This is a genomic window from Bradyrhizobium sp. McL0616, assembly GCF_049993385.1.
Lineage (GTDB): Bacteria > Pseudomonadota > Alphaproteobacteria > Rhizobiales > Xanthobacteraceae > Bradyrhizobium.
This window is the reverse complement of record NZ_CP188255.1, coordinates 1557620-1583560: the sequence shown is the minus strand read 5'-3', so window position 1 is coordinate 1583560 and position 25941 is coordinate 1557620. Positions and strand designations below refer to the sequence as shown.

Below are 25941 nucleotides of genomic sequence, written 5' to 3'. Positions count from 1 at the left end.
CGGCCGGCAGCCCTTTTGAAGAGTCCTAACGAATGGCGATCACGCTCTCTGACGATCATGCGATCCCCTCTCCGCCCTTGTCGTCGCGGCTGACCCCGACGCAGGTCTGGGGCATCGTGCTGCTCGCGCCCTATCTGCTCGTCTTCCTGGCCTTCGTCGTCTATCCCGTCTGCTACGGGCTCTGGCTGGCGCGCGCTCCGGCGAACTATGTCGCGCTCTACAACGACCCGATCTTCGCGCGCGCCGCGCTCAACACGCTGATCTTCCTGGTCATCGGCATCAACGTCAAGATGCTGATCGCGCTGTTTTTGTCTGGCTTCTTCGCGCAGCAGCGCACCTGGATCAAATGGCTCTCGGTGATCTTCATCCTGCCCTGGGCGGTGCCGTCGATCCCGACCATCCTGTCGGTGCGCTTCATGCTCAATCCCGAATGGGGCATGGTCAACCACCTCATCTTCAACTTGACCGGCGACGACGGCCCGAACTGGCTGAATGACCCGACGGTCGCGCTGACCATGGCGATCGGCGTGCACATCTGGAAATCGCTGCCGTTCTGGACGCTGATCCTGATGACCGGCCGGCTCGCGATCGCGCACGATTTGTTCGAGGCCGCCGAGGTCGACGGCGCGAGCTGGTGGCAGAAATTCCGCTACATCACCTGGCCCTCCCTGCAGACGCTCTACATCACCTGCTCGCTGCTCTCGATGATCTGGACGCTCGGGGACTTCAACAGCGTCTATCTGCTCACCGGCGGCGGTCCGGCCGACCTCACTCACGTGCTGTCGACCCTCGGCATCCGCTTTCTCCGGCTCGACCAGCTCTCGCTCGCGATGGCCTCCATCGTCTGCGCGATACCGTTCGTCCTCCCGCTGATGTACTTCATGATGAAACGGCTGTCGCGATGAAGATCCCTACCTTACGCGAAGTCGCGACCGAAACGCGGCTGCTCCTGATCGGCATCCCCGTCTTCCTGTGGACGATGATACCGATCTACCACATGTTCCTGTTCGCTATCTCGCCGAAGGAGGACGCGTTCTCGGGCAAGCTGTGGCCGGATCATCCGACGCTCCACAACTTCGAGATCGTGTTCAAGCAGCAGCATTACTTCCTGCGCGACTTCTACATCCAGTTCTGGAATTCGCTGGTGATTGCGGCAGCCGTCGGCGTGTTGACATTGTTCATCGCGACCGCGGCGGCGTTCTCGATCTCGCGGCTGCGGGTGCCGGGCGGGCGCATCGTGATGAATCTCGCGCTCTTCACCTATTTCATCCCCGCGGCGTTCCTCGCCGTGCCGATGTACCGCACCATGGGCAATTACGGCCTGCTCAACAATCACTGGTCGCTGATCCTGGCGATGGTGACGATCGCCAGCCCTTACGCGATCTGGGTGCTGAAGCAGGCCTCCGACAAGCTGCCGGTCGAGCTCGACGAGGCCGCCGTCATGGATGGCGCCACCACGCTCCAGATCTTCCGCCTGGTCTATTTGCCGCTGATGATGCCTTCGCTGGTTGCGATCGGCACCTATGCGGTGCTGCTGGCCTGGAACGAATATCTCTACGCGTTCCTGCTGCTCTCGAACGACCGCGAGATCACCCTCCCCGTCGCGCTCGGCAACTTCCTCGCCGCCGACGACTCGCCCTGGGAGCTGTTGATGACGACCGGCTTCATCTACGCGCTGCCGCCGGCCGCGATCTACTACGCGTTCCGCCGCTACATGGTGGGCGGGCTCACGGCGGGTGCGGTGAAGTCCTGACGCGTCAGGACGGATCGGAGCGCAGCAAACACAGCGTTCGAGCAGGTCCGCGGACAATTGTCAGTTGTCCGCGCCTGCTCTAACCTGCAGTCCGCAAAGCCAGCGGGCTCCTCATGCGAAGCAACGATGCACTCCATCTCGGCCTGATGCTACTGGCGCTCGCCGCGGCCTATCTGGTCCCGTTCGAGCTCCTGTTGCTGGCCTATGTCGTGCTCGGCCCGGCGCATTACTTCACCGAGATCTCGTGGCTGCACGATCGCAGCTACTATCTGCCTCACCGCGGGATCGCGGCCGCGCTCGTGATCGTCGCCGTGGTCGCGGCGCTGATCGACAACGCCTCCTGGTTCGGCTTCGCGATGTGGGGCGCGCTGATTGTCTGCGCCATGCTGGCGGCGACCACTTCGGCGATCGAAAGCATGCTGCTGTTCATGGTGGCGCTCGCGCTGTCCGCGATCATGTATTCAAGCGGATCTTCGCTCGCCGTCATCGGCGTCCTGATTCCGACCTTGATCCACGTCTGCCTGTTCACGCTGATCTTCATGGTGCTCGGCGCCAACCGGTCCGGCAGCCGCCTGCAGGCCGCGTTGGTGGCCGTCTACCTGCTCGCGATCGCGACGATCCTGCTGCTGCCGCCGACGGCCGAAATCCGCATCGCAAGCTTCGCCCGCGTCGGGCAGGACTATTTTGGTAATGTCGGTCCGGCGCTGGGCCGGCTGTTCGGCGTGCCCGGCCTCGTGCTCGACACCAGGCTGACGAGCCTGCTCGCCTTCGTCTACACCTATCACTACCTCAACTGGTTCATCAAAGCTGACGTGATCCGTTGGGCGGAAGTGCCGAAGGCGCGGCTGGCAGCGATGATTGCGGCCAGCGCCGCCTCCACCGCGCTGTACTTCTACGACTATGCGTTCGGCTTCACCTTCCTGCTGGCGCTGAGCCTGATCCACATCCTGCTGGAGTTTCCGCTCGACAGCCTCGCGCTGCGGCAGCTCGTCGCCGCCGTTCAGGGCGCAGTGCGGACGCGGTATGCCGCGCCCGTGTCAGCCTCCGCATCGCGCCGGCGCGCGACAGGCCCAAAAGCGTCGAAACGGGCACCCCGGTCGCGTTGATCACCCCGCCTTGCGCACGGTCTGCAGAAACTCTGCGACACCTTTCTTGAGCGCGCGTGCCTGATCCTGCAACGCGGAAGCCGCCGTGAGCGTCGCTTCAGCGCCGGCATCGGTCTCTCCGGCCACGGTGCGGACGGAGCCGACCTGGTCAGTCACGGCCGCCGTGCCGTTCGCCGCCTGCTCGACATTGCGGGCGATCTCGCTCGTTGCCGCTCCCTGCTCCTCGACGGCGGAGGCTATCGTGGTCGCGATCTCCGTCATCTCGGCGATGGTCTTGCCGATCTGGCCGATCGCGGCGACGGACTGTCCGGTCGAGCCCTGGATCTCGGCGACGAGCCCTGCGATCTCCTCGGTGGCGCGCGCGGTCTGGGTCGCAAGGCTCTTCACTTCGTTTGCGACGACGGCAAAGCCCTTGCCTGCATCGCCGGCCCGCGCCGACTCGATCGTAGCATTGAGAGCCAAGAGATTGGTCTGGCTCGCGATCGCCTGGATCAGTTGGACCACCGTGCCAATCCGCTCGGCGGAATCCGATAGCGCGCGCATCAGCGCCTCGGTACGGGACGCCTCTTCCTTGGCCTGGTCCGAAACCGATACGGAGCGCGCCACCTGGCTCGAAATCTCCTTGATCGATGCGGCGAGTTGATGCGTCGCGGCCGCGACGGTCTGCACATTCGAGGACGCCTGGGCCGATGTCGCAGCGACCTGCTCGGCGAGCGAGCGGCCACGCTCGGCGACGCGGGCGAGACTCTGGGCGCTGTGTCCCATCTCCTCGGCACGGCTTGAGACGCCGCCGATGACGCCCTCCATGCCGCTATCGAAGCGATCGGCAAGCTGGGCCATCATCGATGCGCGTTCTGTCTCGGCAGCGGCGCGCTGCGCGGCAGCCTCCTGCTCCATGCGCCGGACGGTCTGCGCATTCTGGCGGAATATTTCGACCGCGCCGGCAATATGGCCAATTTCGTCACCGCGCTCGCCACCCGGAATCGCCTCATCGAGCTCGCCCTTCGCAAGGCTCTGCATGCGCAAGGTCATCTGGCCGATCGGCCGTGACACGCTGCGTCCGATCAGCCACGCCAACAATGCTCCAAGGACGAGCGCAAACGCGGAGACCGTGAACACGAGATTGCGCGTATGATCAACCGATTCAGCGGTCAACCGGCTCTGCTCGGTGCGCATCGCGCCGAGGGCCCGGCTGATCTCGGCTGCCTTTGCGTCGATCGCGCTGCTGGATTTGACGAGATCGGCTTGAGCCTTGCGCAGCTCGCCCATCGCGGCGGAAAGCTCCGTCAGCGTCGCCGATTGATCGGCGAGCACCTTCTTCAAGGCTGCGATCAGACTCTTCAGTCGCGGCGCCTCGACATCGGCGATCTCTGCCTCGCTATCGGCAACCGCGGCCAACGCGTAGCCGATCGTCAGCGAAACATCATCGGCGTCGACCTGGGCCTGGGTAATTGTGAAACGCAGCGCCGCGACGCGCATCGCATCCACCGTGCCGGCCAGACGCAGCGGCTGGAGCAGACGATCGGGCTGGTTGGCGAGCGTCACATTGATCGCACCGACGTCGAGGCCCGCCGAGGCGCCGAGCGATTCGCTCTTGGTGCTTGCGTTGCGGAGACGATCGACGGCGCCGGCGACCGATGTGAAGGATTTTCGATAGGTCCCAAGCGCATCCACCAGCGCGCCTCGGCCAGCTGCAATCGCCGGCAGGCGACCGAATTGCTGGTCGACCTGGTCAAAAGTCTGGCCAAAGCCGTCGATCGCCTTGATGGCGCTGTCGCGGTCGCCGAGATTGCGCGTACGGATGAATTTCTCGACGGTGACGTTCGCCGAGAGCAGCGCGGCATGCACCCTCGCCATGCCGGCATCACCGTCTGCGCTGGTGACGAGCTCTCCGACGGTGCCCCCGATCTCGGACAGCCGCAGGACGGCGAGCAGCGCCAACACGCAGAGGAAACCCAGGACCAGCGCGAAGCCGCCGAAGATGCGCGGGCGGATGCCGATGCGCGACAGAAGCAAAGAGAGGTTCATGATGTTTTCCGGAGAATTACGGCGTAGCCCGGATCCGGGCGAGCAGATCCTTGCCGAAGCGCTTCTCGAATTCGGGCTCCAGGGGCTTCACGGCATCGATGAAGGGCTGGCGATCGACCTTCTCGATGATCTCCATGCCGCCCTTGCGAAGCTCCTCGATTTTCTTCGTCTCGTCCGCGACGCCGCTCTGCCAAGTCGCCTCCGCGCCGGCCTTTGCTGCGGCGATGATAGCGGCCTGGTCCGCGGGCTTGAGGGCCTGGAACACATCGCGATTGGCGACGAAGGCAATGGGGGCGAAGAAATGACCGGTCAGGCTGGCATATTTCTGCACTTCCTCAAGATGGCTGGCGGCAATCGTCGTGACCGGGTTCTCCTGCCCGTCGATGCGGCCGTCCTTCAGCGCGGAATACACCAGCGTGAACTCCATCGGCACGACCTCGGCGCCCAGCGCCTTGAAGGTCATCTGATAGACCTCGTTCGGCAGGACGCGGATCTTCAGCCCCCGGAGGTCCGCGGGTGTCTGAATCGGCCGCTTCGAATTGGTGACGTTGCGAAAGCCCTGCTTGCCGATGGCGAGCAGCACCAAACCCTTGTCGGCGAAATGCTTGGCGAACAGAGCGCCGACCGGCCCGTCAGCGACGGCCTTGGCTTGCGCAGCATCGCGGAACAGGAACGGCACGTCGAAGACACCGAATTCCGGCACGGCGGAGCTGACGACCGAGCCAGACAGCGTCGCCATGTCGACCACGCCACTGCGCATTGCCGCAAGGAGCGCCGTCTCGCTGCCCAACGCGTTGCCGGCGCGTTCATCGATGATGATGCGGCCCTGCGCGATCTCGACGAGCTTGCGACGAAATTCGTCCGAGCCAATCTGCTGTGGCGACTGCGGCGATCCATTGTACAGCAGCGACACCATCTGGGTCGCGGCATCCGACGGCCGAACGGCGAGACAAAACAACGCCAGAACCGTGCTGGCCACACCAATATAAAGTCGCCTCATCGCCCCTCTTCCCCAAGCGCCGCGACGATAACCAGATATGCTATATGAATTGTTAACCTAGCTGCCGCGAAGTCTCGACACGGGCGTCCCGGACGCGCCGGTCACTCCACTGGGTGCTTGCGTCGATATGCGATCAGTAATGCGATCGTCGAGCCGATGAAATAACCGGCCGTCGCGCCGGAAACGGCGCGGCCGGCGATCAGCGCCAGCGCACGGTCGCTGGCGTCGATCGCGGAGATCACGCCGACCGCATATTGCGGGACAAACACGATCAGGTTGCGGATCAGGGCAAACGCGCTGCCCCGACGGATGATCTGCCCGGTGGTGTGATCGACTTCAAATGGGCGCGGCGTCAGCACACCAAGGGGCAAGAGCACCAACGCGGCCGCGATCCAGGCGAGCAGCGGCCATGCGCTGCCCTGATGCCTGAATCCGATCCGCGAAACTCCCCAGACGATGAACACGACCGGCACGATCAGCGCACGCCAGATTGGCGTCGTGCGCGGCTGCATCGCCTGGATACCCTGCCACACCAGATAGGCAAACAGGGCGAAGACCCAGAGCGGCGTGTGGGTCAGGACCTGGTAGGCGAATGTCATGATGCCCCTCGAATCACAACGGCGCCGCGCTCTCGCCTCGTGAGCTCGACAGTTTAGCGGCGAGCGAAGCGACGACGATGACGACCGCGATCAGGCCGATCACCAGGGTGCAGATCGCGTTGATCTCGGGCTTCACGCCGAGCCGTACCTCCGAATAGATCCGGATCGGCAAGGTCGCCGAGCCCGGACCGGTGGTAAAACTCGCGATCACGAGATCGTCGAGCGACAGCGTGAAGGCCAGCATCCACCCGGCGACGATGGCGGGCGCGATCAGTGGCAGCGTCACCGACAGGAAGGCACGGACCGGGTCGCAACCAAGGTCCATCGCCGCCTCTTCCAGCGAACGATCAAGCGAGCCGAGGCGGGACTGCACGACCACGGCAACAAAGCACATCGTCAGCGTGGTATGCCCGATCGTCACGGTCCAGAAGCCGCGCTCGGCGTCCAGCGCCACGAACAGCAGCAGCAGCGACAGGCCGGAGATCACCTCCGGCATCACCAGCGGCGCATAGAGCATGCCGGAGAACAGCGTGCGGCCGCGAAAGCGCTCGCCGCGCGACAATGCCACCGCGGCGAGCGTGCCGAGCAGTGTGGCGATGGTTGCGGAGGAGACCGCGACCTTGAGGCTCATCCAGGCCGCCTCGATCATGGCGCTGTCATTGAAGAACTCGTGATACCAGCGCAGCGACCAGCCGCCCCACACCGTCACCAGCCGCGAAGCGTTGAAGGAGTAGATGACGAGAATGAGGATCGGCAGGTAGAGGAACGCAAGCCCCAGCGCGAGCGAGGCGATGTTGAAGCGGGACAGGCGAGAGAGCTTGCGCATCTCACCGCACCTCCAGCTGCCGGCGCTGGAGCCGCTCATAGAGCAGGAGCGGCAACAGCAGCACAACCAGCAGCACGATCGCCGCACTCGATGCGACCGGCCAGTCCTTGTTGGTGAAGAATTCGAGCCACAGCGTCTGGCCGATCATCAGCGAATTAGAGCCGGCAAGCAGGTCGGGAATGACGAACTCGCCGACGATCGGGATGAAGCACAGTAGCACGCCGGCGCCAACGCCGGGCAGCGACAGCGGAAAGGTCACGAGCCAGAACACCTGCCACGGCGGCGCACCGAGATCGGAAGCCGCCTCCTCCAGCACCGGCTCCATCTTGGCGAGCGTGGCGTAGAGCGGCAGAATCATGAACGGCAAATACGAATAGACGATGCCAAGATACATCGCACTGTCGGTTGACAGCCACACCACCGGCTGGCTGACCAGATGCAGCGCCAGCAGGATCTGGTTGAGCAGGCCGTCGTGCTGGAGGATGTTGATCCAGGCATAGATGCGGATCAGGAACGAGGTCCAGAACGGGACGATGACCAGCACCATCGCCACCGCCTGCCAGCGCGTCGGCAATCGCGCCATGCCGTAGGCGATGGGGTAGCCTATCAGCAGTAACAGCGCGGTCGCCGTGAGAGCGACGGTGAGGCTGCGCACATAGGCGAACACATAAATGTCGTCGGAGGCGAGCAGCCTGAAATTGTCGACCGACAGTGCGGCGAAGGCCGCCTGGATCGCCGTCCAGCCCGCCGTCAGGTCGAACACCGGCTCGTAAGGCGGCTGCGCGATCGCCGTCTGCGACAGGCTGATCTTCAGAACGAAGCCGAACGGCACCAGGAAGAACAGCACCATCCAGACATAGGGCGCGATCGCAGCGAAGCGCGCCGGTCGCGCAAAGATGCGGCGCGCGCTCATGACGGCAGCACCACGCAATCGTCAGGCGTGAACCAGGCGACGACGTGCTGGTTCAAGCTGTAGGCATCGACGTCGATGCGCGCGCTGTTGGCCACCGAAGCCTGTATCATCCCGCCCGTATCGAGCTTCACCTGGTAGGTGGTGGTGCCGCCGAGATAACAGATGTCTGCGATCACGCCGTCCAGTCGGTTGATCGCGGTTTCATGACCGGCCTCGTTCACCGGACCGCGGCGCGACAGCTTGACCTTCTCGGGCCGGATCGCGACCGAAAATTTACCCGCGCCGACCGGTTCGCGCGGCTCGGCCACCACCAGCGCACCCGCATCGCGCGTGCCAATGACCAGACGATGACCGTCGCGCAATTTGGACTCGCCGTCGAACAGATTGATGTCCCCGACGAACTCCGCGATCCAGCGCGAGCGCGGCGCCTCGTAAAGCTCGCGGGGGCCGGCGACCTGGGCAAGCTTGCCGGCGTTCATCACGCCGATCCGGCTCGCCATTGTCATCGCCTCCTCCTGGTCGTGGGTGACGATGACGAAGGTCATGCCGAGCCGGCGTTGCAGCTCCATCAGCTCGCCTTGCGTGCTCTCGCGCAGCTTCTTGTCCAGCGCGGCGAGCGGCTCGTCGAGCAGCAGCAGTTGCGGCCGACGCGCCAGTGCACGCGCCAGCGCGACGCGTTGGCGCTGGCCGCCGGAGAGCTGGTCGGGCTTGCGCTTCTCCAGTCCTTCGAGCTTCACCAGCGCGACCATCTCCGCAACACGGGTGGCGATGTCGGCGCGTGCCATCCCGGCGCGCTTCAGGCCGAAAGCGATGTTGTCGCGCACCGACAGATGCGGAAACAGCGCATAGTTCTGGAACATCATGTTGATCGGGCGCTCATGCGGCAGCGCTTGCGCGATATCCTGGCCGCCGAGCAGGATGCGCCCCTCGTCGGGCGCTTCGAAGCCGGCGAGCATGCGCAGCAGCGTGGTCTTGCCGCAGCCACTCGGCCCAAGCAGCGCAAAGAACTCGCCGGCCTTGATGTCGAGCGAGACGCCGTCAACCGCGCGGAACGTCCCGAACGTCTTCGCCACACCCTCGATGCGCAGCAACGGCTGGTCGGCCGCCGGATGCGCATTTCCGCCAACCGCATCGACCGCGACGTCCGTCTTGGGCAACTGTTCAGCCATATTCCCTGCCAACCCCAATGCCGCCGCACGCTAGCGGCGGATCGGCCTTTGCTCAACCGGTTCGAGGTGGATCGTTCACGCCAGCCATGAACGCGGCCAGCGCGTCGCGGTCCACCTGAGGCATGGTCAGGCCCAGCTTGGAGCGGCGCCAGAGGATATCGTCGGGGAAGCGCGCCCATTCTTGATTCATCAGATAGCGCACCTCGGCGCCGGTCAGCTCGGGGCCGAAGGCTGGGCCGAGGTCGTCGCGTGTCTTCGCCTCGCCTAGCACGGCCGGCAGCCGCGAGCCATAAGCCGCGACCAGCCGCTGGGCCTGCGGCTCCCCGAGAAACCGCCAGCGGTCGCGCGCGAGGTCGACCTCGGTGTCGAAACGATCCCAGGCAAAATCTCCGCCAGGCAGCGCGGCGCCTGCGGTCCAGCGCGGCGACATCGGATAGAACGGCGCCAGTTTTGTCACCGCTCGCTCCGCGCGCAGGCGCGAGGTGGTGACGTCGCCGCCGAACATCGTGAGCAGCGGCGCCTTGCGCCGGCGCGCGTGGAACAGCGTTGTCCCGTCGCGCCGCTGCGCTGCTGGCGGCGTCAGGTTGACGCCGGAGACCGTCCGCACCACGTCGGTCGGTGCGACCCGCTCGCGAAAATAGCGGCTCGCGGCTTCACAGAGATAGGTCACGTCGGCACCCGGCATCGCGACGATCGCGGGATCGCCGGTGAAGTCGTGTGTGACCGTGCCGATCAGGGTAAAGTCGCGTTCAAACGGGCTCGCAAAGATCAGCCGGCCATCATTGTTCTGGAAGACATAGACGTTGTCGGATTCGAACAGCCGCGGCACGACGATCTGGCTCATCTGCATCGCCGCCATGGCGGGTTGCGGCTGCCGCAGCACGGTGTCCGCAACCATCGAGGTCCAGCCGCCGCTGGCATTGGCCAGAGCGCGGGCAGTAATCACCCGGCGATGGCCGCGATCGACCACCGCGAGCCGCCAGACATCGGTCCTGTCAGCGCGGACGCAGCGCGCCCCGGTGTGGATCGCGGCGCCACGCTCAGTGGCGTCCAGCGCCGTGAGCACCACCAGGCGGGAATCGTCGACGACGCAATCGGCATATGCGAAGGCGATGCCGAACGGACGCTTCAGCGCATTGCCGACCGGATGATGGGTGATGTCGAGCGTGGTCGATCCCAGCAGGCCGCTCCGGCTCGCTAGGCTGTCATAGACATACAGGCCGGCACGCAGCAGCCAGGGCGGACGCTCGTCGGAATGGGCGGGGATGATGAAGCGCATCGGCCGCACCAGATGCGGTGCGATCCGGAGCCAGGTCCGGCGCTCGGCCAGCGCCCGGCGCACCGCCAGAATCCGCGGCGCTCCAGCACCGACAGATCGCCATGGATCAGCCGCGGCGTCGCCGACGACGCGGCACCGCCGAGATCACCCTGCTCGACCAGGATGACGCGCAGGCCGCGGCCGGCCGCATCGCGCGCGAGGCTGACACCGTTCAGGCCGCCGCCGATGATCGCAAGGTCGTAATCCGCCATGAAGCCGTCGAGAGGGAGCGAAAAGGACGCTCCTCATCACTAGAGCCATTTCTATTCCGATGAAATCGGAACGGGGCTCTAGATTCTTGTTTTGACGCGTTTTCTTGGCGCAAACCGGTATCCACTTCGCTGGAAAACGCTCTAGCCGGTCTTGAGCGCAAGCGCCACGGCCTCGGCGCGACCGACGAGGCCGGCATATTGCCCGATCGGCAGTGGCTTGCCGAGCAGATAGCCCTGCACGCCGTCGCAGCCCTCCTTGGCGAGGAAGGCGAGCTGGTCCACCGTCTCGACGCCCTCGGCGATGATCGACATTTCGAGACCGTGGCCGAGATCGATCACGGCGCGGACGATCGCCGCCGATTGCGGGTTGCGGCCGAGATTCATGATGAAGGCGCGGTCGATCTTGATCTTGTCGAACGGGAACGCCTGGAGATAGCTCAGCGAGGAATAGCCGCTGCCGAAATCGTCCATGGAGATGCGCACGCCGAGCGCCTTCAGCCGGCGCAGCAGCGCCAGGCCGCGATCGAAATCCTCGATCAGCACGCCCTCGGTAATTTCGAGCTCGAGCCGGCCGGGCGCGAGCCCGGTCTCGAGCAGGATGGAATGGACGAGGCCGACCACGTCGCCGTGCATGAATTGCGCCGGCGACAGATTGACTGCGACCTGAAGTGGCTTCGGCCACGACGCCGCCTCGCGGCAGACTTGGCGCAAAATCCATTCGCCCATCTCGACGATCAGGCCACTCTCCTCCGCGATCGGGATGAATTCGGCCGGTGAGACCTGGCCACGCACCGGATGCGCCCAGCGCGCCAGCGCCTCGAAGCCGATGATCTCGCTCTCGGCCACGCTGTGACGCGCGATACCCTGCGGCTGGAAGGCGAGCGACAGCTCGCCGTTCTTGATCGCCTTCGACAGATCCTGATGCAGCACGCGGCGGTCGCGGATCTGCTGGTCCATCTCGGGCTGGTAAAGGCTGATCGTGCCGCGCGATTTCTGCTTGGCACGGAACAGCGCAGCACCGGCGTTCGCGAGCAGCGAGGCACCGTCGGCGCCATTATGCGGGAAGATCGACATGCCAGTGGTGACGCCGGCGCGGACCGCGCGGCCGTCGATGTGGAATTCCTGGGCAATGGCGTCGCCCAGCTGCTGCGCCAGCACGAGGCCCGCCTCCGGCTGCTTGCCGTCGATGATGAGCCCGAACTCGTCGCCGGAGAGGCGCGCCACCACGCCGCCACGCGCGACGTCCTGGAGCCGCTGGGCCACCTCGACCAGCAGCTTGTCGCCAAGCGCATGGCCGAAGACGTCATTGACCTCCTTCAGCCCGTCGAGATCGATGCAGAGAACGGCGAACTCCTCGTCGGTGCCTTCGCAGGCCTCGATCATCTGGGTCAACGCCTGAAGGAAAGCGGCCCGGTTCGGCAGATCGGTCAGGCCGTCATGATAGGCCATATGCGCCATGCGCGACTCGGTCTGCCGCCGGTCGGTGACGTCCTCGTGGGTCTTGATCAGATATTGCGGCTCGCCACCATCGTTGAGCACGGTGGCGCGGCGGGTGAGGAACAACCGCAGGCCATCCTTGGTGGAGATCGGATGCTCCTCGGTGACCATCCCGCGCTTCTTGATCGCGGCCTCGTCGCGCGCGATGATCAGCTTGGCTTCCTTGGGATTGAAGATGTCGGACGCGGTCAGGCCGGTGGCTTCCTCGCGCCTGCGGTTCAGGATCGTCTCGGCGCTGCGGTTGGCGAGCAGATAGCGGCCATCCTTGACCTGCTCCACGATCAGCGCCACCGGGATGTTGTCGACCACGAGCTCCAAGAACTTTTTCGTGCTCTCGAGCTCCTGTGAGAGCGAGCGGCGGTCGGTGATGTCCTCGAACAGCAGCAGCAGGAATTCGGGCCGGTTGCTTTCGTTGCGAACCACGATCCGGATCGAGGCGACCATGCGGCGCATTCCGCCGAGTTCGACCTCGAATTCATTGCGATACTGGCCGGCGGGCGCCACGAGCGCGGCCCGGTCGGCAGCCTCGATGCTCGCCGCCGAGGCGATCGGAAACAACTCCCGCGCGTTCTTGCCGACGGCATGGTCCCGTGAGAAACCCCAAAAGCGCTCATAGGCGCTATTGGCGAAAATGTAGCGGCCATCCTCGATCGTCTTGGCGGCGACGCAGCCCGGCACGTTGTCCAGCACCGATTCCAGGAATTTCTTGGTGGAGGCAAGCTGACGCGACAGCGTGCGCTGCTCGCTGACGTCGAGATGGGTCGCCACCGAGCCGCCGTTGGGCAGCACGAAATATTTCACCAAGATGGCCCGCCCGTCCGGCAGTTCGGTGATCAAGCCGTTGGGGCTGGCCGCCTTCTCGTAAAACTCGTCGTCGGAGACGCCGCCCAGAACCCCGCGCTGGCGTCGCAGCTCGAGGATGTCGTAGCCGCTCATGTCGGCCCAGAGGTCCGAGCGTGACAGGCTGTAGATCTCGAGATAGCGGTCGTTGCAGAAGATGATGCGGCGCTGCGCATCCGTCATCACCACGCCCTGGTTGAGATTGTTCATGGCAGAGGAGACGAAGGCGTTGCGCCGCAACTGCGAACGCCTGGCACGACGCAATGCGGAATTGATCCACAGAGCGATGGCCGTCAGCAGCGAGCAAACCGCAATACCGCCGATCAGGCCTTCCCAGATCAAGCTGGGATCGAGCTCGGCAAGATAGGCCCCCGGAGCGAATGGTTCGGACAGCGCAAAAGCACGCGCAGGCACGATCGCCGCGCCTAGGCACGCGACGGCCTGCACAGCAATCAGAATAGTGCTGCCAGCGTGCCAGTTCTTCTCAGCCATCAGCCACCCGCGATTTCAACTGCGGATTGTCTGGCTTCACGCGTTTGGATCGGGTAAACGCCTGTACGCCCAGCAGAAAAATGTGACGCGAAATACGGCAATTGCCCTGACATGATAAATGCTTCCTTAACGGAAAACGGCCGCACGGCACGTTTCACAGGCAAACCGGCTCCATCGGCACCTTCAGCGAGAATCCTGCACAACCATGGATAGGGTCGACTGCGTCGTCATCGGAGCCGGCGTGGTCGGGCTCGCGGTGGCCCGGAAGCTGGCCCAGGCCGGGCGCGAGGTGATCGTGCTCGAGGAAGCCGAGGCCATCGGCACCGTGACCTCCTCGCGCAACAGCGAGGTGATCCATGCCGGGATCTACTATCGCGCCGGAAGCTGGATGGCGCGCATGTGCGTCAGCGGCAAGCACGCGCTCTACCGCTATTGCGGCGAGCGCAATATCCCGCACAAGAACTGCGGCAAGCTGATCGTCGCGACCAATGCCCAGGAAAGCGAGAAGCTGCAATCGATCAAGGCGCATGCCGAGGCCAATGGGGTGCTCGACATGCAGTTGCTCCCGGGCGAAGCCGCGCGCGCGCTGGAGCCGTCACTGGCCTGCGACGCTGCGCTGCTGTCGCCATCGACGGGCATCATCGACAGCCATGCCTATATGCTCTCGCTGCGCGGCGAGGCCGAGGCGGCCGGCGCGGCCTTTGCGTTTCACACACCACTCATTCGCGCCAAGGCGACCAGCGGCGCCATCGAGGTCGAGGCCGGCGGCGAGGCGCCGATGACGCTGCAATGCAGCCTTCTCGTCAACGCCGCCGGGCTTTCGGCGACGAACGTGGCGCGCCACATCGACGGCATGCCGCTGGATCGGATCCCGCCGGCCTATCTCGCCAAGGGAAACTATTTCAGCTGCAACGCGAAGGCGCCGTTCTCGCGCCTGATCTATCCGGTGCCCGAGCCCGGCGGGCTCGGCGTGCATCTGACGCTGGACATGGCGGGTCAGGCGCGTTTCGGCCCCGACGTCGAGTGGATCGAAACGATCGACTATGAGGTCGATCCGTCGCGCGCCGAACGCTTCTATCCGGCGATCCGCAAATACTGGCCGACGCTGCCCGATGGCGCGCTGATGCCAAGCTATTCGGGCATTCGCCCGAAGATCGTCCCCCCGGCGGTCGCCACGCAGGATTTTTTGATGCAGGGTCCGCGCGACCACGGCGTCGAGGGCCTGGTCAATCTATTCGGCATCGAATCGCCGGGACTAACGTCGTCGCTCGCGATCGCCGATCACGTCGCCGAGCTCGCGGGACTCTAAGCGCCACACGACGATGGTTACGCAGTGCACACCTTTAGGCAGGGATGAGCGCAAAAGCTCCCATCCCTGCGGAAAGGGTACGATCAAACTCTACGCTGTATGGGGGTTACTAGTGGAGCGTGGCACCGGTGTGCTTCAATCGCTCGATCTGGTCCTTGACCAGCAATTTCCGGCGCTTCAACTCAACAATTTGCAGGTCGTCTGTTGAAAGGTGCACGAGAGCTTCGTGCAATTCGTTTTCGAGAGTTTTGTGCTTCCGTTCCAATTCAACCAGATGTGCCTGAATTGTCATTCGAAACCTCCTCGGTAGGGGTGACCTTGGATTCGATCCGGACGAGCAAGTCTACATCACCGATTCGTTCTGTCGATCGATATCCGTCGTCGCAGTGTCATTTTTGAAAATTCATATGTAACGAAACGTGAGTAAGGAACCACGCGGCGAAAAATCCATGATATCAATACGCTTGCGCAAGCCGCGTTGAGCGATCCACCGAAATATCTTTCGAGAGAACGGTAACCGACGACCCAGATCGCTTGCGATCACGACGCGCAAGGACGATAATTTCCACAGGGCATCCACAGCCTTTAATCTCAAGCCTATCGGTTTTCGGCCACCGCAGACATGACCAATGAAGACGAGCGCGAGCTCGAAGCCGAACTCGCCCGGTTGCACCAGGAACACCGAGATCTTGATGCGGCGATCGATGCACTGCATCAATCGCCCGCCCCCGACCTATTGCGGTTGCAGCGGTTGAAGAAACGCAAGCTGTTGTTGCGCGACCGTATCGCCTTCATCGAAGACCAGATCACGCCCGACATCATCGCCTGATCCACAGGCATCGTTTCGCAGCGAAGCTGCGTCCCCTGATTCCGCTTGACTCAAAAAGAACAAAGAGGGAACATTTGTACCCAACCGGCTCAGGAAAACGCAGATGTCAGCAACCGCCCTCTTCGACAACAGCCATTATGAACAAGCCTGCGACCAGGCCATCGCGATGTGCGACGGCAATCTGCGCAGCACCATCAAGGCGCTGATCATGGCCAACGAATATCTGGAAACCGAACTCGAGGAATTGCAGGCGGCGATCTCGGCCGGCTGCATTCCGGAAACCTCACGCAGCAAGGCGCGGAGCAGCGCCGCCTGATTTCAGTATTGGAGCAACGCCATGTCGGATGTGACCTATTACGTTGCAATGCCCTTTCTGATCGATGCTGACGGATCACCAGTCGCGGGCGCGGCCGAGGAATGTCAGTCCTCAACGGCCGCGCTGCGGCGCGCCGAGATTCTGTCGCACGGTGCCGGCCACATCGGCGCGGTCGCATTCAGCCGCAGCGGTGATCCCATGACCGGCGAATTCGGCGACGCAACGTTACTGCGCAAATTCGGCAACGTGCCGGAAGATCTCGCCACACTCTGAATTCAACTGCCAACGAGCCTGATCCGCGGCTCGTGCCGGCGGTGCGCCTTGCGCACATACATGGCAGCATCGGCCTGTTCCAGCGCGCGAACTGCATCGGACTGCGACCCAAGCAGCGCGACACCGGCGGAGGCGCCCGCCGTCACATGCTGGCCGCGAAAGACGAACGACAATTCGTCGACCGCCTGCTCGAAGATCACGGCCTTCGCCTTGGCATCGGTCTCGCTGAGATTCCACAACAGCAGCGCGAACTCGTCGCCGCCGAGCCGGCCGACCACGTCGGACGCGCGGATCTGCCGCGTCAGCGTGCTGGCTATCGCCTTGAGCACTTCGTCGCCGGCGGCATGGCCGAAGGAATCGTTGATCGGCTTCAGCCGGTCGACGTCGAGCACGATCAGCGCGCCGCTGGCGCGGTAGCGTTTCATATAGGCGATGGCCCGATTGAGCTCGCGCTCGAAACCGCGCCGGTTCGGAATGTCGAGCAGGAAATCTGTGTCGGCGGCCGCCTCGAGTTCCGCGACCCGCCGCAGGGCCCCTTTGAGCCTGGTCCGCAGGCCGCGGATGGTTGCCTTGTCGGTTTTCTTGACGGTTTCTTTGGCGCCGTCATCAACGGCAGACGCGCGGCGACGCGCCGGCGCGGCTGAACGCTTGGGAGCGGCTTTGGCTCGGCTTCCGCTGGTTTTTCGGCCCTTTTTGGCCTTCGCAGCGGTCGCCCTTTTTGGTTTCTTCATGGGCATCTTGCTCAATGAAGGCTTGCGGGGATTCACCAAGACAGGATAGTGCATTCCCTTCTCCTTGCCACCGCCTTGCGAGCCGCCGGCCGGAACCGTTAATCTGGCCTATGTTTCTGTTTCCCGAGCACAATTGACGACATGACCGCGCCGATCGCCATCATTATGGGAAGCCAGTCGGACTGGGACACCATGCGGCATGCCGCCGACACGCTTGCAGCGCTCGGCGTCGGCTGTGAAACCCGCATCGTTTCGGCCCACCGGACCCCGGATCGGCTGTTTGCTTTCGCCAGAGGGGCCAAGGCTCAAGGTTTCAAGGTCATCATCGCCGGCGCCGGCGGTGCTGCGCATCTGCCCGGCATGGCGGCGGCGCTGACGGAACTGCCGGTCTTCGGTGTGCCCGTCGAATCCAGGACGCTCAAGGGCATCGATTCGCTCTATTCGATCGTCCAGATGCCGGCCGGCATCCCGGTCGGCACTCTGGCCATCGGCAAGGCCGGCGCGATCAACGCAGCGCTGCTGGCGGCAGCCGTGCTGGCGCTGTCCGACCCGGCCCTGTCCGATCGCCTCGCCGCCTGGCGCAAGGCGCAGACCGAGGCGGTCGCCGAGCGCCCGGAGGACAAGGCGTGACTGACTCAAGGCAGGTGAAGCTGAAGCCCGGCGACACCATCGGAATCCTCGGCGGCGGACAACTCGGCCGGATGCTGGCAATGGCCGCGGCGCGGCTCGGCCTGCGCTGCCAGGTGTTCTCGCCCGATCCGGATTCACCGGCCTTCGACGTCGTGCTGAACGCGACCTGCGCCGAATACGCCGATGTCGAGGCGCTGGAGCTGTTCGCCAACGACGTCGACCTCATCACCTACGAGTTCGAGAACGTGCCGTCCGCGGCCGCGATGATACTGGACGCGCGCCGCCCGGTGCTGCCCAACCGCAAGATCCTGGAGACCACCCAGGACCGTCTTGCCGAGAAGGATTTTGTCACGCGGCTCGGCATCGGCACCGCCGCTTACGCCGATGTCACATCGGTCGCATCGTTACGCGAGGCAATCGCAAAGATTGGCCTCCCGGCCGTGCTGAAAACCCGCCGCTTTGGCTATGACGGCAAGGGCCAGGCCATCGTCCGCGAGGGCGACGACATCGCGAAGGTGTGGACCAGCCTCGCCACCAAATCGGCGATCCTGGAAGCCTTCGTGCCGTTCGAGCGTGAGATCTCCGTGATTGCCGCCCGCTCGGCCTCAGGCCAGGTCGAGTGTTTCGACGTCACCGAGAACGAGCACCGCGATCACATTCTGAAGATTTCGCGCGCCCCCGCAGCGATTCCCGGCGCACTGGCCGAGGAAGCGCGCGGTATCGCCGGCAAGATCGCAACCGCGCTCGACTATGTCGGCGTGCTGGCGGTCGAGATGTTCGTGCTCACCAACGGCACCGGACCGAAGGTGCTGGTCAACGAGATCGCCCCGCGCGTGCACAATTCCGGGCACTGGACGCTCGACGGTGCGTCCGTCTCGCAGTTCGAGCAGCATATTCGCGCCATCGCCGGCTGGCCGCTCGGCAAGCCCGTGCGCCACGGCGAAATCGTCACCATGACCAATCTGATCGGCGACGAGATCAACGATTACGAGACATGGCTGAACGTTCCCGGCGCCACCGTGCACATCTACGGCAAGGGCGCACCGCGCCCCGGCCGCAAGATGGGCCATGTCACCGAAGTCCGGCCTTCGAAAGCCAAGTAAAGCTCACAAGTAAAGTTCAAGTGACGGGACCGCGGCGACGCCGGCGATCCCGCTTTACACTCAAGCCGTCTTCACGCCCGCGACGATGCCGCCCGGCTCCTCGCTGAGCCAGCGATAGATCACTCCGCCGAGCGCGCCGCCGATCAAGGCGGCGACCCAAAACAGCCAGAGCTGCGCCAGCGCCCAGCCGCCGACGAACAGCGCGGGGCCTGTGCTCCGCGCCGGATTCACCGACGTGTTGGTGACGGGGATGCTGACGAGATGGATCATCACCAGCGCGAGCCCGATCGCGAGCGGTGCAAAGCCCGCGGGCGCGCGTCCGTGAGTGGAGCCCATGATGACGAACAGGAACATCATGGTCATCACCACCTCGGTGACGAAGCAGGCGACCAGGCTGTACTGGCCGGGCGAATGCGCGCCATAGCCGTTGGCGGCAAAGCCCTTGGTGACGTCGAATCCGGGAGCGCCGCTGGCGATCATATAGAGCAGCTCGGCGGCGACGATCGCGCCACAGACCTGCGCAATCACGTAAGGCAGAATCTGGCCCACCGGGAAGCGCCCACCGGCGGCAAGGCCGACCGTGACGGCCGGGTTGAGATGGCAGCCCGAGATATGTCCGATCGCATAGGCCATGGTGATGACGCTCAAGCCGAAGGCGAGGGACACGCCGACCAGGCCGATGCCGACGTGCGGAAAGCCGGCCGCGATCACCGCGCTGCCGCAGCCTGCGAATGTGAGCCAGAACGTGCCTATGGCCTCGGCAGCGTATTTCTTCATGTCCATGTGGCGTCTCCCCTGATTTTCTGATTTCCGGCGCAAAGCGTCCGGGAACGGCCCGTCCTTGGCGCCAAACCACCCAAATCAGGCCGCACAGGAGTATTTTCGCCCCATTTAGTGGCTGAACTTGGCCCGAAAAGCCGCCTCGCAGGTGGACATGCCGGGTTTTGTCTGATACATCCGCGCCCTCAAGGTTAAGGGCCGGGCGTTTGCCATCCCCTTAGACTTACAAGAATTCAAATCCGATCCACTGAAGAGGATGCCGCGTGCAGGTTCTCGTTCGCGATAACAATGTCGACCAAGCTCTCAAGGCGCTGAAGAAGAAGATGCAGCGCGAGGGTATTTTCCGCGAGATGAAGCTCCGCGGCCATTACGAAAAGCCCTCTGAGAAGAAGGCCCGCGAAAAGGCCGAAGCCGTGCGCCGCGCGCGCAAGCTGGCCCGCAAGAAGCTGCAGCGTGAAGGCCTGCTGCCGATGAAGCCGAAGCCGGTGTTCGGCGCCGGCCCCGGCGGTGATCGTGGCGGTCGCGGTGGCCCGGGTGCGGGCGCAGGTGCCGGTGCAGGTGCAGGTCCGCGCGGACCCCGCTGATTTTGCCGAAGTGGCAAGACTGGGTTTTCCAAGACTTTAGTTTTCAATGACGCGGGCCCCGGGCCCGCGTTATTATTTTATAGCGGTGCCTTTTCCGGGACGGGGCGCCACAGATGCGGCACCAGCGCGCGAGCGAACCGTAGATGGCCGACCCTTCCCCCGAGCCCGGCTTTGCATGGTCACTTCGACCCTGCCAACGCCCGCTCGCTTTGGCGTTGATAGCGATCGCACTGTCCGGCTGCTCCTTCGACATGGGCTCGCTGATGCCCGAGAAGGAGAAGCCGCGGGAAGAGGCCAAGCCGGTCGCAGCCGCCGAGAGCGCCGTCAGCGCAGGGAACGTCAGCGAAGCCCAGAACCACGCCGCAAAGGCCCAGGCCCTTGCAAAGTCGGGGGACACGGCCGCAGCGCTCGACGAGTTCAATCGCGCCGTTGCGCTCGATCCCTACAATGCACAGGCCCTCTATGGCCGTGCTTTGGTCTACCAAGCCAATAACGAGCACGACTCCGCGATCGCCGATTTCGGTGCCGCGAGCGGGCTCAATCCGCAGAAGGTCGAGCCGCTGCTCGGCCGCGCCATCAGCTATCTCGCCATCGGCAAGGTCAAGGAAGCCGCGGCCGATCTCGATGAGGCCTCGGACGCGGACCCGCACAACGCCCAGGTCTGGACGATTCGGGGGCAAGCCTATGAGCGGCTGGGCGACAAGACCAAGGCGGCGGCGTCCTACACCAAGGCAGTCTCACTTCGTCCACGCGACGATGCCGCCCGTAGCGGTCTTGCCCGCGTCGGCGGCTGAAAGATCTGGCGCGGCGCAAGCGCTCGCTCAGTCGGGGGTGGCGCTCTTGGGCAGAACGGCGTGGAACATCGACTTGACGCCGGACAACATCTCGTCGGCGACATTGGTCTTTGGCCGCGGCATGGATCCGCCTGCGTCGGCGCGCAGGTCGAGCGGCGGCGCAATCACCGGGACAGGAATATCAGCCGGCGGCGTCAGCCGGTTCGGGTCGTCATTGCCGACCGAGGCCGTGTAAGGCGGGCTGGCAGGCGTCTCGACTGACGGCGTCGACACCGTGATCGGCGGCGGCAGCGGCCGCACGGCCAAGGGAGCCGCAGTCACGAACCGCGGAGCCTCCTGAGCGCGCGGCGCTTCGGGCGTGCGAGCGGCCTCCTGCGGCGCAGCTTCAGCCGGCTTCTCAGCGGACTTGGCCTCGAGAGACTTGGCTTCGGGGAATTTGCGCAGGCGCTCGATCGCAGCGCGCGCGAGATCGTTGGCGTCGGGGGTCGCGGCCGCAGGCGAGGTCGAGGGAGCCGAATTGGCCTCCACCACGGGAACGGTGGCGGGAGCGGCGACGGCCGGGGTGGACGCTGGAGTTGACTTGGCGGCGGGCTTCTCACGCGCCGGGGCGCGACCATGGGGCGCGGTTTCGGCGGGTGCCGCGTCCGCAGCCTTGACGTCCGCAGCCTTGGTCTCAGCGGCGGGCTGGTCGACCAGCTTGTCGGCCGACTTCTCGACAACCGCCTTCTCCGTCACGTTCTTCTCGGAAATGCCCTTGGCCTTGACGCCGGGCGCCGGCAGGTTGGCCACATCGGCTGGCTTGCCGTTCTTGCCGGTCTGGGCAGGCGCCACCACGGCAGACGGCGCATCCGCCGCCGGCCTGGCGTTGATGTAATGATTGACGATGTAGGCCCCGATGATCGTGGCGAGCACCGAGGGGAAGATATCCATCGAGATTTTAGCGATGTATTTCAGCATTCCGGCCACTCCCCGCGTGATCTGATGCGGGAACTTTGAGGCATAGTAAGGGATCAAGTGCGACGGATCGATGGCAATCGGTAACGTCAGCTACCGCTTCAGCTCGATCTCAAGAAACACGATGTCGGTTGAGGTTTCGTTAAGTACGTCATGTTGGACGCCGGCCTTGCGAAAGTAGGACTTTCCGGCCGCAAGCTTCGCCTTGGAGCGCTCGCCGCCAGGCGCCACGATGGTCATTTCGCCGGCGACCACGGGAACAATCACATAGTCCATCCCGTGGGTGTGATGCCCGGTCGCACTGCCCGGCGCCAGCCGCCATTCAGTCACCCGGACCTCTTCGTTGTCGACCTGAACCTCGGATTGGGCGGCAAGCATTGGCATTTCCTTCTACGGCATGATCCAGAAAAGTGTGCAGCGGTTTTCCGGAAAGATCATGCCCAAACAATAACCTAAAGCGCGATCGCGCTTTAGGGCACGAAAACCATGAACACGAAAACCGCGAATACCACCATATGGACCAGTCCGAACAGGATGTTGGTCCTGCCGGTGCCGAAGGTCAGCATGCTCAGCAGGAATGTCAGGATCATCAGCGCCGTGTTCTGGGAATTGAGGCCCAGCACCAGCGGCTGGTCGAGCGCATAGGCGGCGAGCCCGACCGCCGGAATTGTCAGCCCGATGGTCGCAAGCGACGACCCGAGCGCCAGATTGATGCTCTTCTGGAGGTCGTTCTTGCGTGCGGCGGCGATCGCCGAGACGCCCTCCGGCAAGAGGATCAGGAGCGCGACCAGAAGGCCCGCGAACGCCGGCGGAGCACCGATCTGCGCTGCAACGGCGTCGACCACCAGCGAGAACTTCTTGGCGAGGAGGACCACGGCCAGCAGCGAGATCAGGAGCAACGCGATGCTGAGCGCCAGCATCTTGCTCGTCAAATGCGCCTCCGCACCTTCGCCGTCCGCCCGCTCGTGGACGAAATAATCCTTATGCAGGACGGTCTGGGTATACAGGAACACGCCGTAGAGCACGATCGTCACGAGGTCGACGAAGCCAAGCTGAAGCGTCGAAAAGAAGGGACCCGGCGTCGTCAGCGTGTAATTGGGCATGATCAGCGTGAGGGTCGCGAGCGCGATCAGCACGCTGAGATAGACGTTGGCGCCCGAGACCTGAAAGCCCTGCTCGCGATAGCGCAGGCCGCCGATGAAGATGCAGAGCCCGACCAACCCATTGCAGACGATCATCACGACCGCGAACACGGTGTCGCGTGCCAGTGCCGGCGCGGGCTTGTCGCCCAGCATGATCGTCGTGATCAGTGCGACCTCGATGATGGTGACCGCGAGCGTGAGCAGCAGCGTGCCGAACGGCTCGCCGATCCGTTCCGCGATTACCTCGGAATGATGAACGGCCGCGAACACGGTGCCGAACAGGATCACCAGAAGGACAACCGCAAAGGCGCCCCCGCCGGCCGACAGGGTGAAGCCATAGCCGGTCACGGTGACGATCAGGAACAGCAGCACCGCCAAGGCGGGGAAGATCCAGGACGACCGCGGCATCGGTCCGTGTGCGCTCATACCAACAGTTCCTCCAAAAGGTGCCCGCTGATTATGCGCGAGAACACCGCGCCCGTCAGCCCTTAGCCGTCATTGACGAATTGCCGCGCCGTCTCGATAGCCCCAAAGTCATCAAGGTTTTCGTGCCCTCCGCCGGGAAACCGCACCAGCTTCTTGGGCTCGCGGGCCAGCGCGAACAATTGCTCGCCGAATGTGATGGGGATCGCCGGATCGTTGGTGCCGTGCATGATCAGCAACGGCACCGCGACGCCTGCGATGCGCTCGTCGGACCGGAATTGATCGCGCATCAGGAGACGAACCGGAACGAAGCGAAAGCGCGAAGCTGCGACATCGACCGTCGATGTATAGGGAGCTTCCAGAATCAATTTGCCGACCGGATGCTCGGATGCGACTGCAACAGCAACGCCGGTCCCAAGCGAAAAACCCCAGGCGACGATACGCGCTGCGTCATAACGTTCGGCCGCAAAGGCGTAGGCGGCCACAGCGTCCCGCACGAGGCCCTGCTCGCTCGGCGCGCCGGTCGAGCCGGCATAGCCACGATAGGACAGCGCGACGAGGCCAGTGCCATCGGCCGTGATACCCCTGAAGCGGCTGACGCGTCCGGCGAGAAAATCACCGTTGCCTGGAAAGAAGAGCACCACGGAACGGCCGGGCTTCGCCGGCACATGCCAGACGATGACCTTCTCGCCATCTGATGTCGTGAGGACGTGTTCCTCAGCCTCCGGAAATCCCGCGGCAGCGGGCGCCTTGCGCTCGGCGGTCGGAATCGGAAACAGCATGTCCCGCTGCTTCACATAGAGCAGGACGAGACCCGCGAGATAACCGGCTGCAACGACGATGGCGATCCATTTCAGGAAGGTCATCGCTGCGCCGGCGCTCGGATGCTACATCGCCTTGACGATGTTCTCGGTCACCTTCTTGGCATCGCCGAGCAGCATCATGGTGTTGTCGCGATAGAACAGCGGATTATCGATGCCGGCATAGCCGGACGCCAGCGAGCGCTTGATGAACATCACCGTGCCGGCCTTCCAGACCTGGAGCACCGGCATGCCGTAGATCGGCGAGGTCTTGTCGTCTTCGGCCGCCGGGTTGGTGACGTCGTTGGCGCCGATCACGAAGGCGATGTCGGCCTGCGCGAATTCGGAGTTGATGTCCTCGAGCTCGAACACCTCGTCGTAAGGCACGTTGGCTTCAGCCAGGAGCACGTTCATGTGGCCGGGCATACGGCCTGCGACGGGATGAATGGCGTACTTCACCTCGACGCCCTCCTTCTTCAGGATGTCGCCCATTTCGCGCAGCGCATGCTGCGCCTGAGCCACCGCCATGCCATAGCCGGGCACGATGATGACCTTCTGCGCGTTCTTCATGATGAAGGCGGCATCGTCTGCCGAGCCCAGCTTGGCAGGCTTCTGCTCGCCCGTACCGCCGCCGGCCGCCGCGGTCTCACCGCCGAAGCCGCCGAGGATGACCGAGATGAACGACCGGTTCATCGCGTGGCACATGATGTAGGACAGGATCGCCCCCGAGGAGCCGACCAGTGCACCGGTGATGATCAGCGCAGAATTGCCGAGCGTGAAGCCGATGCCGGCCGCAGCCCAGCCGGAATAGGAGTTCAGCATCGAGATCACGACCGGCATGTCGGCGCCGCCGATCGGGACGATCATGAGCACGCCGAGCGCCAGCGCAATGATGACGATCAGCCAGAAGTCCAGCGCGCTGCCGGAGAGCACGAGACCGACGATGAAGAACACCAGCGCCGCGGCGAGCGCGATATTAATGATGTGGCGGAACGGCAGGATGATCGGCGCACCGCTCATCCGGGCCGACAGCTTCAGGAACGCGATCACCGAGCCGGTGAAGGTCAGCGCGCCGATGGCGACACCGAGCGACATCTCGACCAGGCTCTGCGGATGGATGTTGCCGGGCGTACCGATGTCGAAGGCTTCTGGCGCGTAGAACGCGCCGGCGGCAACCAGCACCGCGGCCATGCCGACCAGCGAGTGAAAGGCAGCCACCAGTTCCGGCATCGAAGTCATCGGCACCCGGCGCGCAATGACGGCGCCGACGCTGCCGCCGATGGCGATACCGAGGATCACGAGGATCCAGGCGAGACCGTCCGCCGGCGGATGGCTTGCCAGCGTGGTGGCGACCGCGATCGCCATGCCGATCATGCCGAAGAAATTGCCCTGCCGGGATGAGGCGGGGCTGGATAGCCCGCGCAGTGACAGGATGAACAGCACACCCGCCACGAGATACAGAACTGCAGCCAGATTGGCGTTCATCTCAGGTCCCCTTTGTCTTCGTCACCCCGAGGTGC

26 protein-coding genes and 1 pseudogene are annotated in these 25941 nt (G+C 64.2%); 11 read left to right on the top strand and 16 right to left on the bottom strand.

What is annotated here, in order from left to right; all coding sequences use genetic code 11:
• Positions 1-32: 32 nt before the first annotated feature.
• The 3 genes from ACPPVR_RS07630 (at position 33) to ACPPVR_RS07620 (ending at position 2859) form a co-directional block, all read left to right on the top strand.
• Positions 33-905, top strand: a complete 873-nt coding sequence (locus ACPPVR_RS07630; RefSeq protein WP_426613620.1) for a carbohydrate ABC transporter permease — start codon at positions 33-35, stop codon at positions 903-905.
• Entirely contained in the window at positions 902-1753 is an 852-nt protein-coding gene (locus ACPPVR_RS07625; protein WP_426613619.1) for a carbohydrate ABC transporter permease, read from the top strand. Before ACPPVR_RS07630 ends, ACPPVR_RS07625 begins: the two co-directional genes overlap by 4 nt.
• 113 nt (positions 1754-1866) lie before the next feature.
• Positions 1867-2859 (top strand): hypothetical protein, encoded by a 993-nt coding sequence (locus tag ACPPVR_RS07620; protein WP_426613618.1) that lies wholly within the window; start codon positions 1867-1869, stop codon positions 2857-2859.
• Here the strand turns inward: ACPPVR_RS07620 and ACPPVR_RS07615 are convergent, their stop codons facing one another.
• The 8 genes and pseudogenes from ACPPVR_RS07615 to ACPPVR_RS07580 all read right to left on the bottom strand — a co-directional run bounded on the left by ACPPVR_RS07615 (position 2860) and on the right by ACPPVR_RS07580 (position 13753).
• Positions 2860-4887: a methyl-accepting chemotaxis protein gene (locus ACPPVR_RS07615; protein WP_426613617.1), complete on the bottom strand. Its 2028-nt coding sequence runs from the start codon at positions 4885-4887 to the stop codon at positions 2860-2862.
• Between the two features lie 16 nt (positions 4888-4903).
• Positions 4904-5887 (bottom strand): TRAP transporter substrate-binding protein, encoded by a 984-nt coding sequence (locus tag ACPPVR_RS07610; protein WP_426613616.1) that lies wholly within the window; start codon positions 5885-5887, stop codon positions 4904-4906.
• Positions 5888-5988: 101 nt separating this feature from the next.
• Positions 5989-6486, bottom strand: coding sequence for a DUF6622 family protein (locus ACPPVR_RS07605; RefSeq protein WP_426613615.1), 498 nt, complete (start codon positions 6484-6486; stop codon positions 5989-5991).
• A 13-nt stretch (positions 6487-6499) separates the two neighbouring features.
• Complete coding sequence (locus tag ACPPVR_RS07600) at positions 6500-7312, bottom strand: ABC transporter permease (RefSeq protein ID WP_426613614.1); 813 nt, start codon at positions 7310-7312, stop codon at positions 6500-6502.
• Position 7313: 1 nt separating this feature from the next.
• The gene (locus ACPPVR_RS07595) at positions 7314-8225 is read right to left on the bottom strand and encodes an ABC transporter permease (protein WP_426613613.1); all 912 of its coding nucleotides are present in this window, start codon (positions 8223-8225) and stop codon (positions 7314-7316) included.
• Positions 8222-9394 carry an ABC transporter ATP-binding protein gene (locus tag ACPPVR_RS07590; RefSeq protein WP_426613612.1) on the bottom strand — a complete coding sequence of 391 codons (1173 nt, stop codon included), beginning with the start codon at positions 9392-9394 and terminating at the stop codon, positions 8222-8224. Before ACPPVR_RS07590 ends, ACPPVR_RS07595 begins: the two co-directional genes overlap by 4 nt.
• 52 nt (positions 9395-9446) lie before the next feature.
• Positions 9447-10924 (bottom strand): annotated as a pseudogene (locus ACPPVR_RS07585) (glycerol-3-phosphate dehydrogenase).
• Positions 10925-11065: 141 nt separating this feature from the next.
• Positions 11066-13753 carry an EAL domain-containing protein gene (locus ACPPVR_RS07580; protein WP_426613611.1) on the bottom strand — a complete coding sequence of 896 codons (2688 nt, stop codon included), beginning with the start codon at positions 13751-13753 and terminating at the stop codon, positions 11066-11068.
• A gap of 205 nt (positions 13754-13958) precedes the next feature.
• Here ACPPVR_RS07580 and ACPPVR_RS07575 point away from each other — a divergent pair, with 205 nt between their 5' ends.
• Positions 13959-15062 carry an NAD(P)/FAD-dependent oxidoreductase gene (locus tag ACPPVR_RS07575; RefSeq protein WP_426613610.1) on the top strand — a complete coding sequence of 368 codons (1104 nt, stop codon included), beginning with the start codon at positions 13959-13961 and terminating at the stop codon, positions 15060-15062.
• Between the two features lie 109 nt (positions 15063-15171).
• On the opposite strand, the gene ACPPVR_RS07570 is transcribed toward ACPPVR_RS07575, so the two are convergent.
• Entirely contained in the window at positions 15172-15354 is a 183-nt protein-coding gene (locus ACPPVR_RS07570) for a YdcH family protein (RefSeq protein ID WP_426613609.1), read from the bottom strand.
• Positions 15355-15684: 330 nt separating this feature from the next.
• On the opposite strand from ACPPVR_RS07570, the gene ACPPVR_RS07565 reads away from it, so the two are divergent.
• The 3 genes from ACPPVR_RS07565 to ACPPVR_RS07555 all read left to right on the top strand — a co-directional run bounded on the left by ACPPVR_RS07565 (position 15685) and on the right by ACPPVR_RS07555 (position 16480).
• The gene (locus ACPPVR_RS07565) at positions 15685-15891 is read left to right on the top strand and encodes a YdcH family protein (RefSeq protein WP_045013818.1); all 207 of its coding nucleotides are present in this window, start codon (positions 15685-15687) and stop codon (positions 15889-15891) included.
• A 103-nt stretch (positions 15892-15994) separates the two neighbouring features.
• The gene (locus ACPPVR_RS07560; RefSeq protein ID WP_426613608.1) at positions 15995-16207 is read left to right on the top strand and encodes a hypothetical protein; all 213 of its coding nucleotides are present in this window, start codon (positions 15995-15997) and stop codon (positions 16205-16207) included.
• 21 nt (positions 16208-16228) lie between these two features.
• Complete coding sequence (locus tag ACPPVR_RS07555) at positions 16229-16480, top strand: hypothetical protein (RefSeq protein ID WP_426613607.1); 252 nt, start codon at positions 16229-16231, stop codon at positions 16478-16480.
• Positions 16481-16482: 2 nt separating this feature from the next.
• Here ACPPVR_RS07555 and ACPPVR_RS07550 read toward each other — a convergent pair whose 3' ends face one another.
• A complete protein-coding gene (locus tag ACPPVR_RS07550) occupies positions 16483-17211 on the bottom strand; it encodes a GGDEF domain-containing protein (RefSeq protein ID WP_426613606.1) in 729 nt (242 codons plus the stop codon).
• 141 nt (positions 17212-17352) lie between these two features.
• On the opposite strand from ACPPVR_RS07550, the gene purE reads away from it, so the two are divergent.
• Positions 17353-17841 (top strand): 5-(carboxyamino)imidazole ribonucleotide mutase, encoded by a 489-nt coding sequence (purE, locus tag ACPPVR_RS07545; RefSeq protein ID WP_426613605.1) that lies wholly within the window; start codon positions 17353-17355, stop codon positions 17839-17841.
• A complete protein-coding gene (locus ACPPVR_RS07540) occupies positions 17838-18944 on the top strand; it encodes a 5-(carboxyamino)imidazole ribonucleotide synthase (RefSeq protein WP_426613604.1) in 1107 nt (368 codons plus the stop codon). The genes purE and ACPPVR_RS07540 overlap by 4 nt, the downstream gene beginning before the upstream one ends.
• A 60-nt stretch (positions 18945-19004) precedes the next feature.
• On the opposite strand, the gene aqpZ is transcribed toward ACPPVR_RS07540, so the two are convergent.
• Complete coding sequence (gene aqpZ / locus ACPPVR_RS07535; RefSeq protein WP_426613603.1) at positions 19005-19727, bottom strand: aquaporin Z; 723 nt, start codon at positions 19725-19727, stop codon at positions 19005-19007.
• 260 nt (positions 19728-19987) lie between these two features.
• On the opposite strand from aqpZ, the gene rpsU reads away from it, so the two are divergent.
• Both rpsU and ACPPVR_RS07525 read left to right on the top strand, forming a co-directional pair.
• Positions 19988-20308 carry a 30S ribosomal protein S21 gene (rpsU, locus tag ACPPVR_RS07530; RefSeq protein WP_426613602.1) on the top strand — a complete coding sequence of 107 codons (321 nt, stop codon included), beginning with the start codon at positions 19988-19990 and terminating at the stop codon, positions 20306-20308.
• Positions 20309-20451: 143 nt separating this feature from the next.
• Positions 20452-21102 carry a tetratricopeptide repeat protein gene (locus ACPPVR_RS07525; RefSeq protein ID WP_426613601.1) on the top strand — a complete coding sequence of 217 codons (651 nt, stop codon included), beginning with the start codon at positions 20452-20454 and terminating at the stop codon, positions 21100-21102.
• Positions 21103-21129: 27 nt separating this feature from the next.
• On the opposite strand, the gene ACPPVR_RS07520 is transcribed toward ACPPVR_RS07525, so the two are convergent.
• The 5 genes from ACPPVR_RS07520 to ACPPVR_RS07500 form a co-directional block, all read right to left on the bottom strand.
• Entirely contained in the window at positions 21130-22059 is a 930-nt protein-coding gene (locus ACPPVR_RS07520; protein ID WP_426613600.1) for a hypothetical protein, read from the bottom strand.
• Between the two features lie 90 nt (positions 22060-22149).
• On the bottom strand, positions 22150-22434 hold the full coding sequence (locus ACPPVR_RS07515; protein ID WP_426613599.1) for a cupin domain-containing protein: 285 nt from the start codon (positions 22432-22434) through the stop codon (positions 22150-22152).
• A gap of 92 nt (positions 22435-22526) precedes the next feature.
• Entirely contained in the window at positions 22527-23624 is a 1098-nt protein-coding gene (locus tag ACPPVR_RS07510; RefSeq protein WP_426613598.1) for a calcium:proton antiporter, read from the bottom strand.
• A 62-nt stretch (positions 23625-23686) separates the two neighbouring features.
• Positions 23687-24487 (bottom strand): alpha/beta hydrolase, encoded by an 801-nt coding sequence (locus ACPPVR_RS07505; RefSeq protein ID WP_426613597.1) that lies wholly within the window; start codon positions 24485-24487, stop codon positions 23687-23689.
• A 21-nt stretch (positions 24488-24508) separates the two neighbouring features.
• Complete coding sequence (locus tag ACPPVR_RS07500) at positions 24509-25906, bottom strand: NAD(P)(+) transhydrogenase (Re/Si-specific) subunit beta (protein ID WP_426613596.1); 1398 nt, start codon at positions 25904-25906, stop codon at positions 24509-24511.
• Positions 25907-25941: the final 35 nt, after the last annotated feature.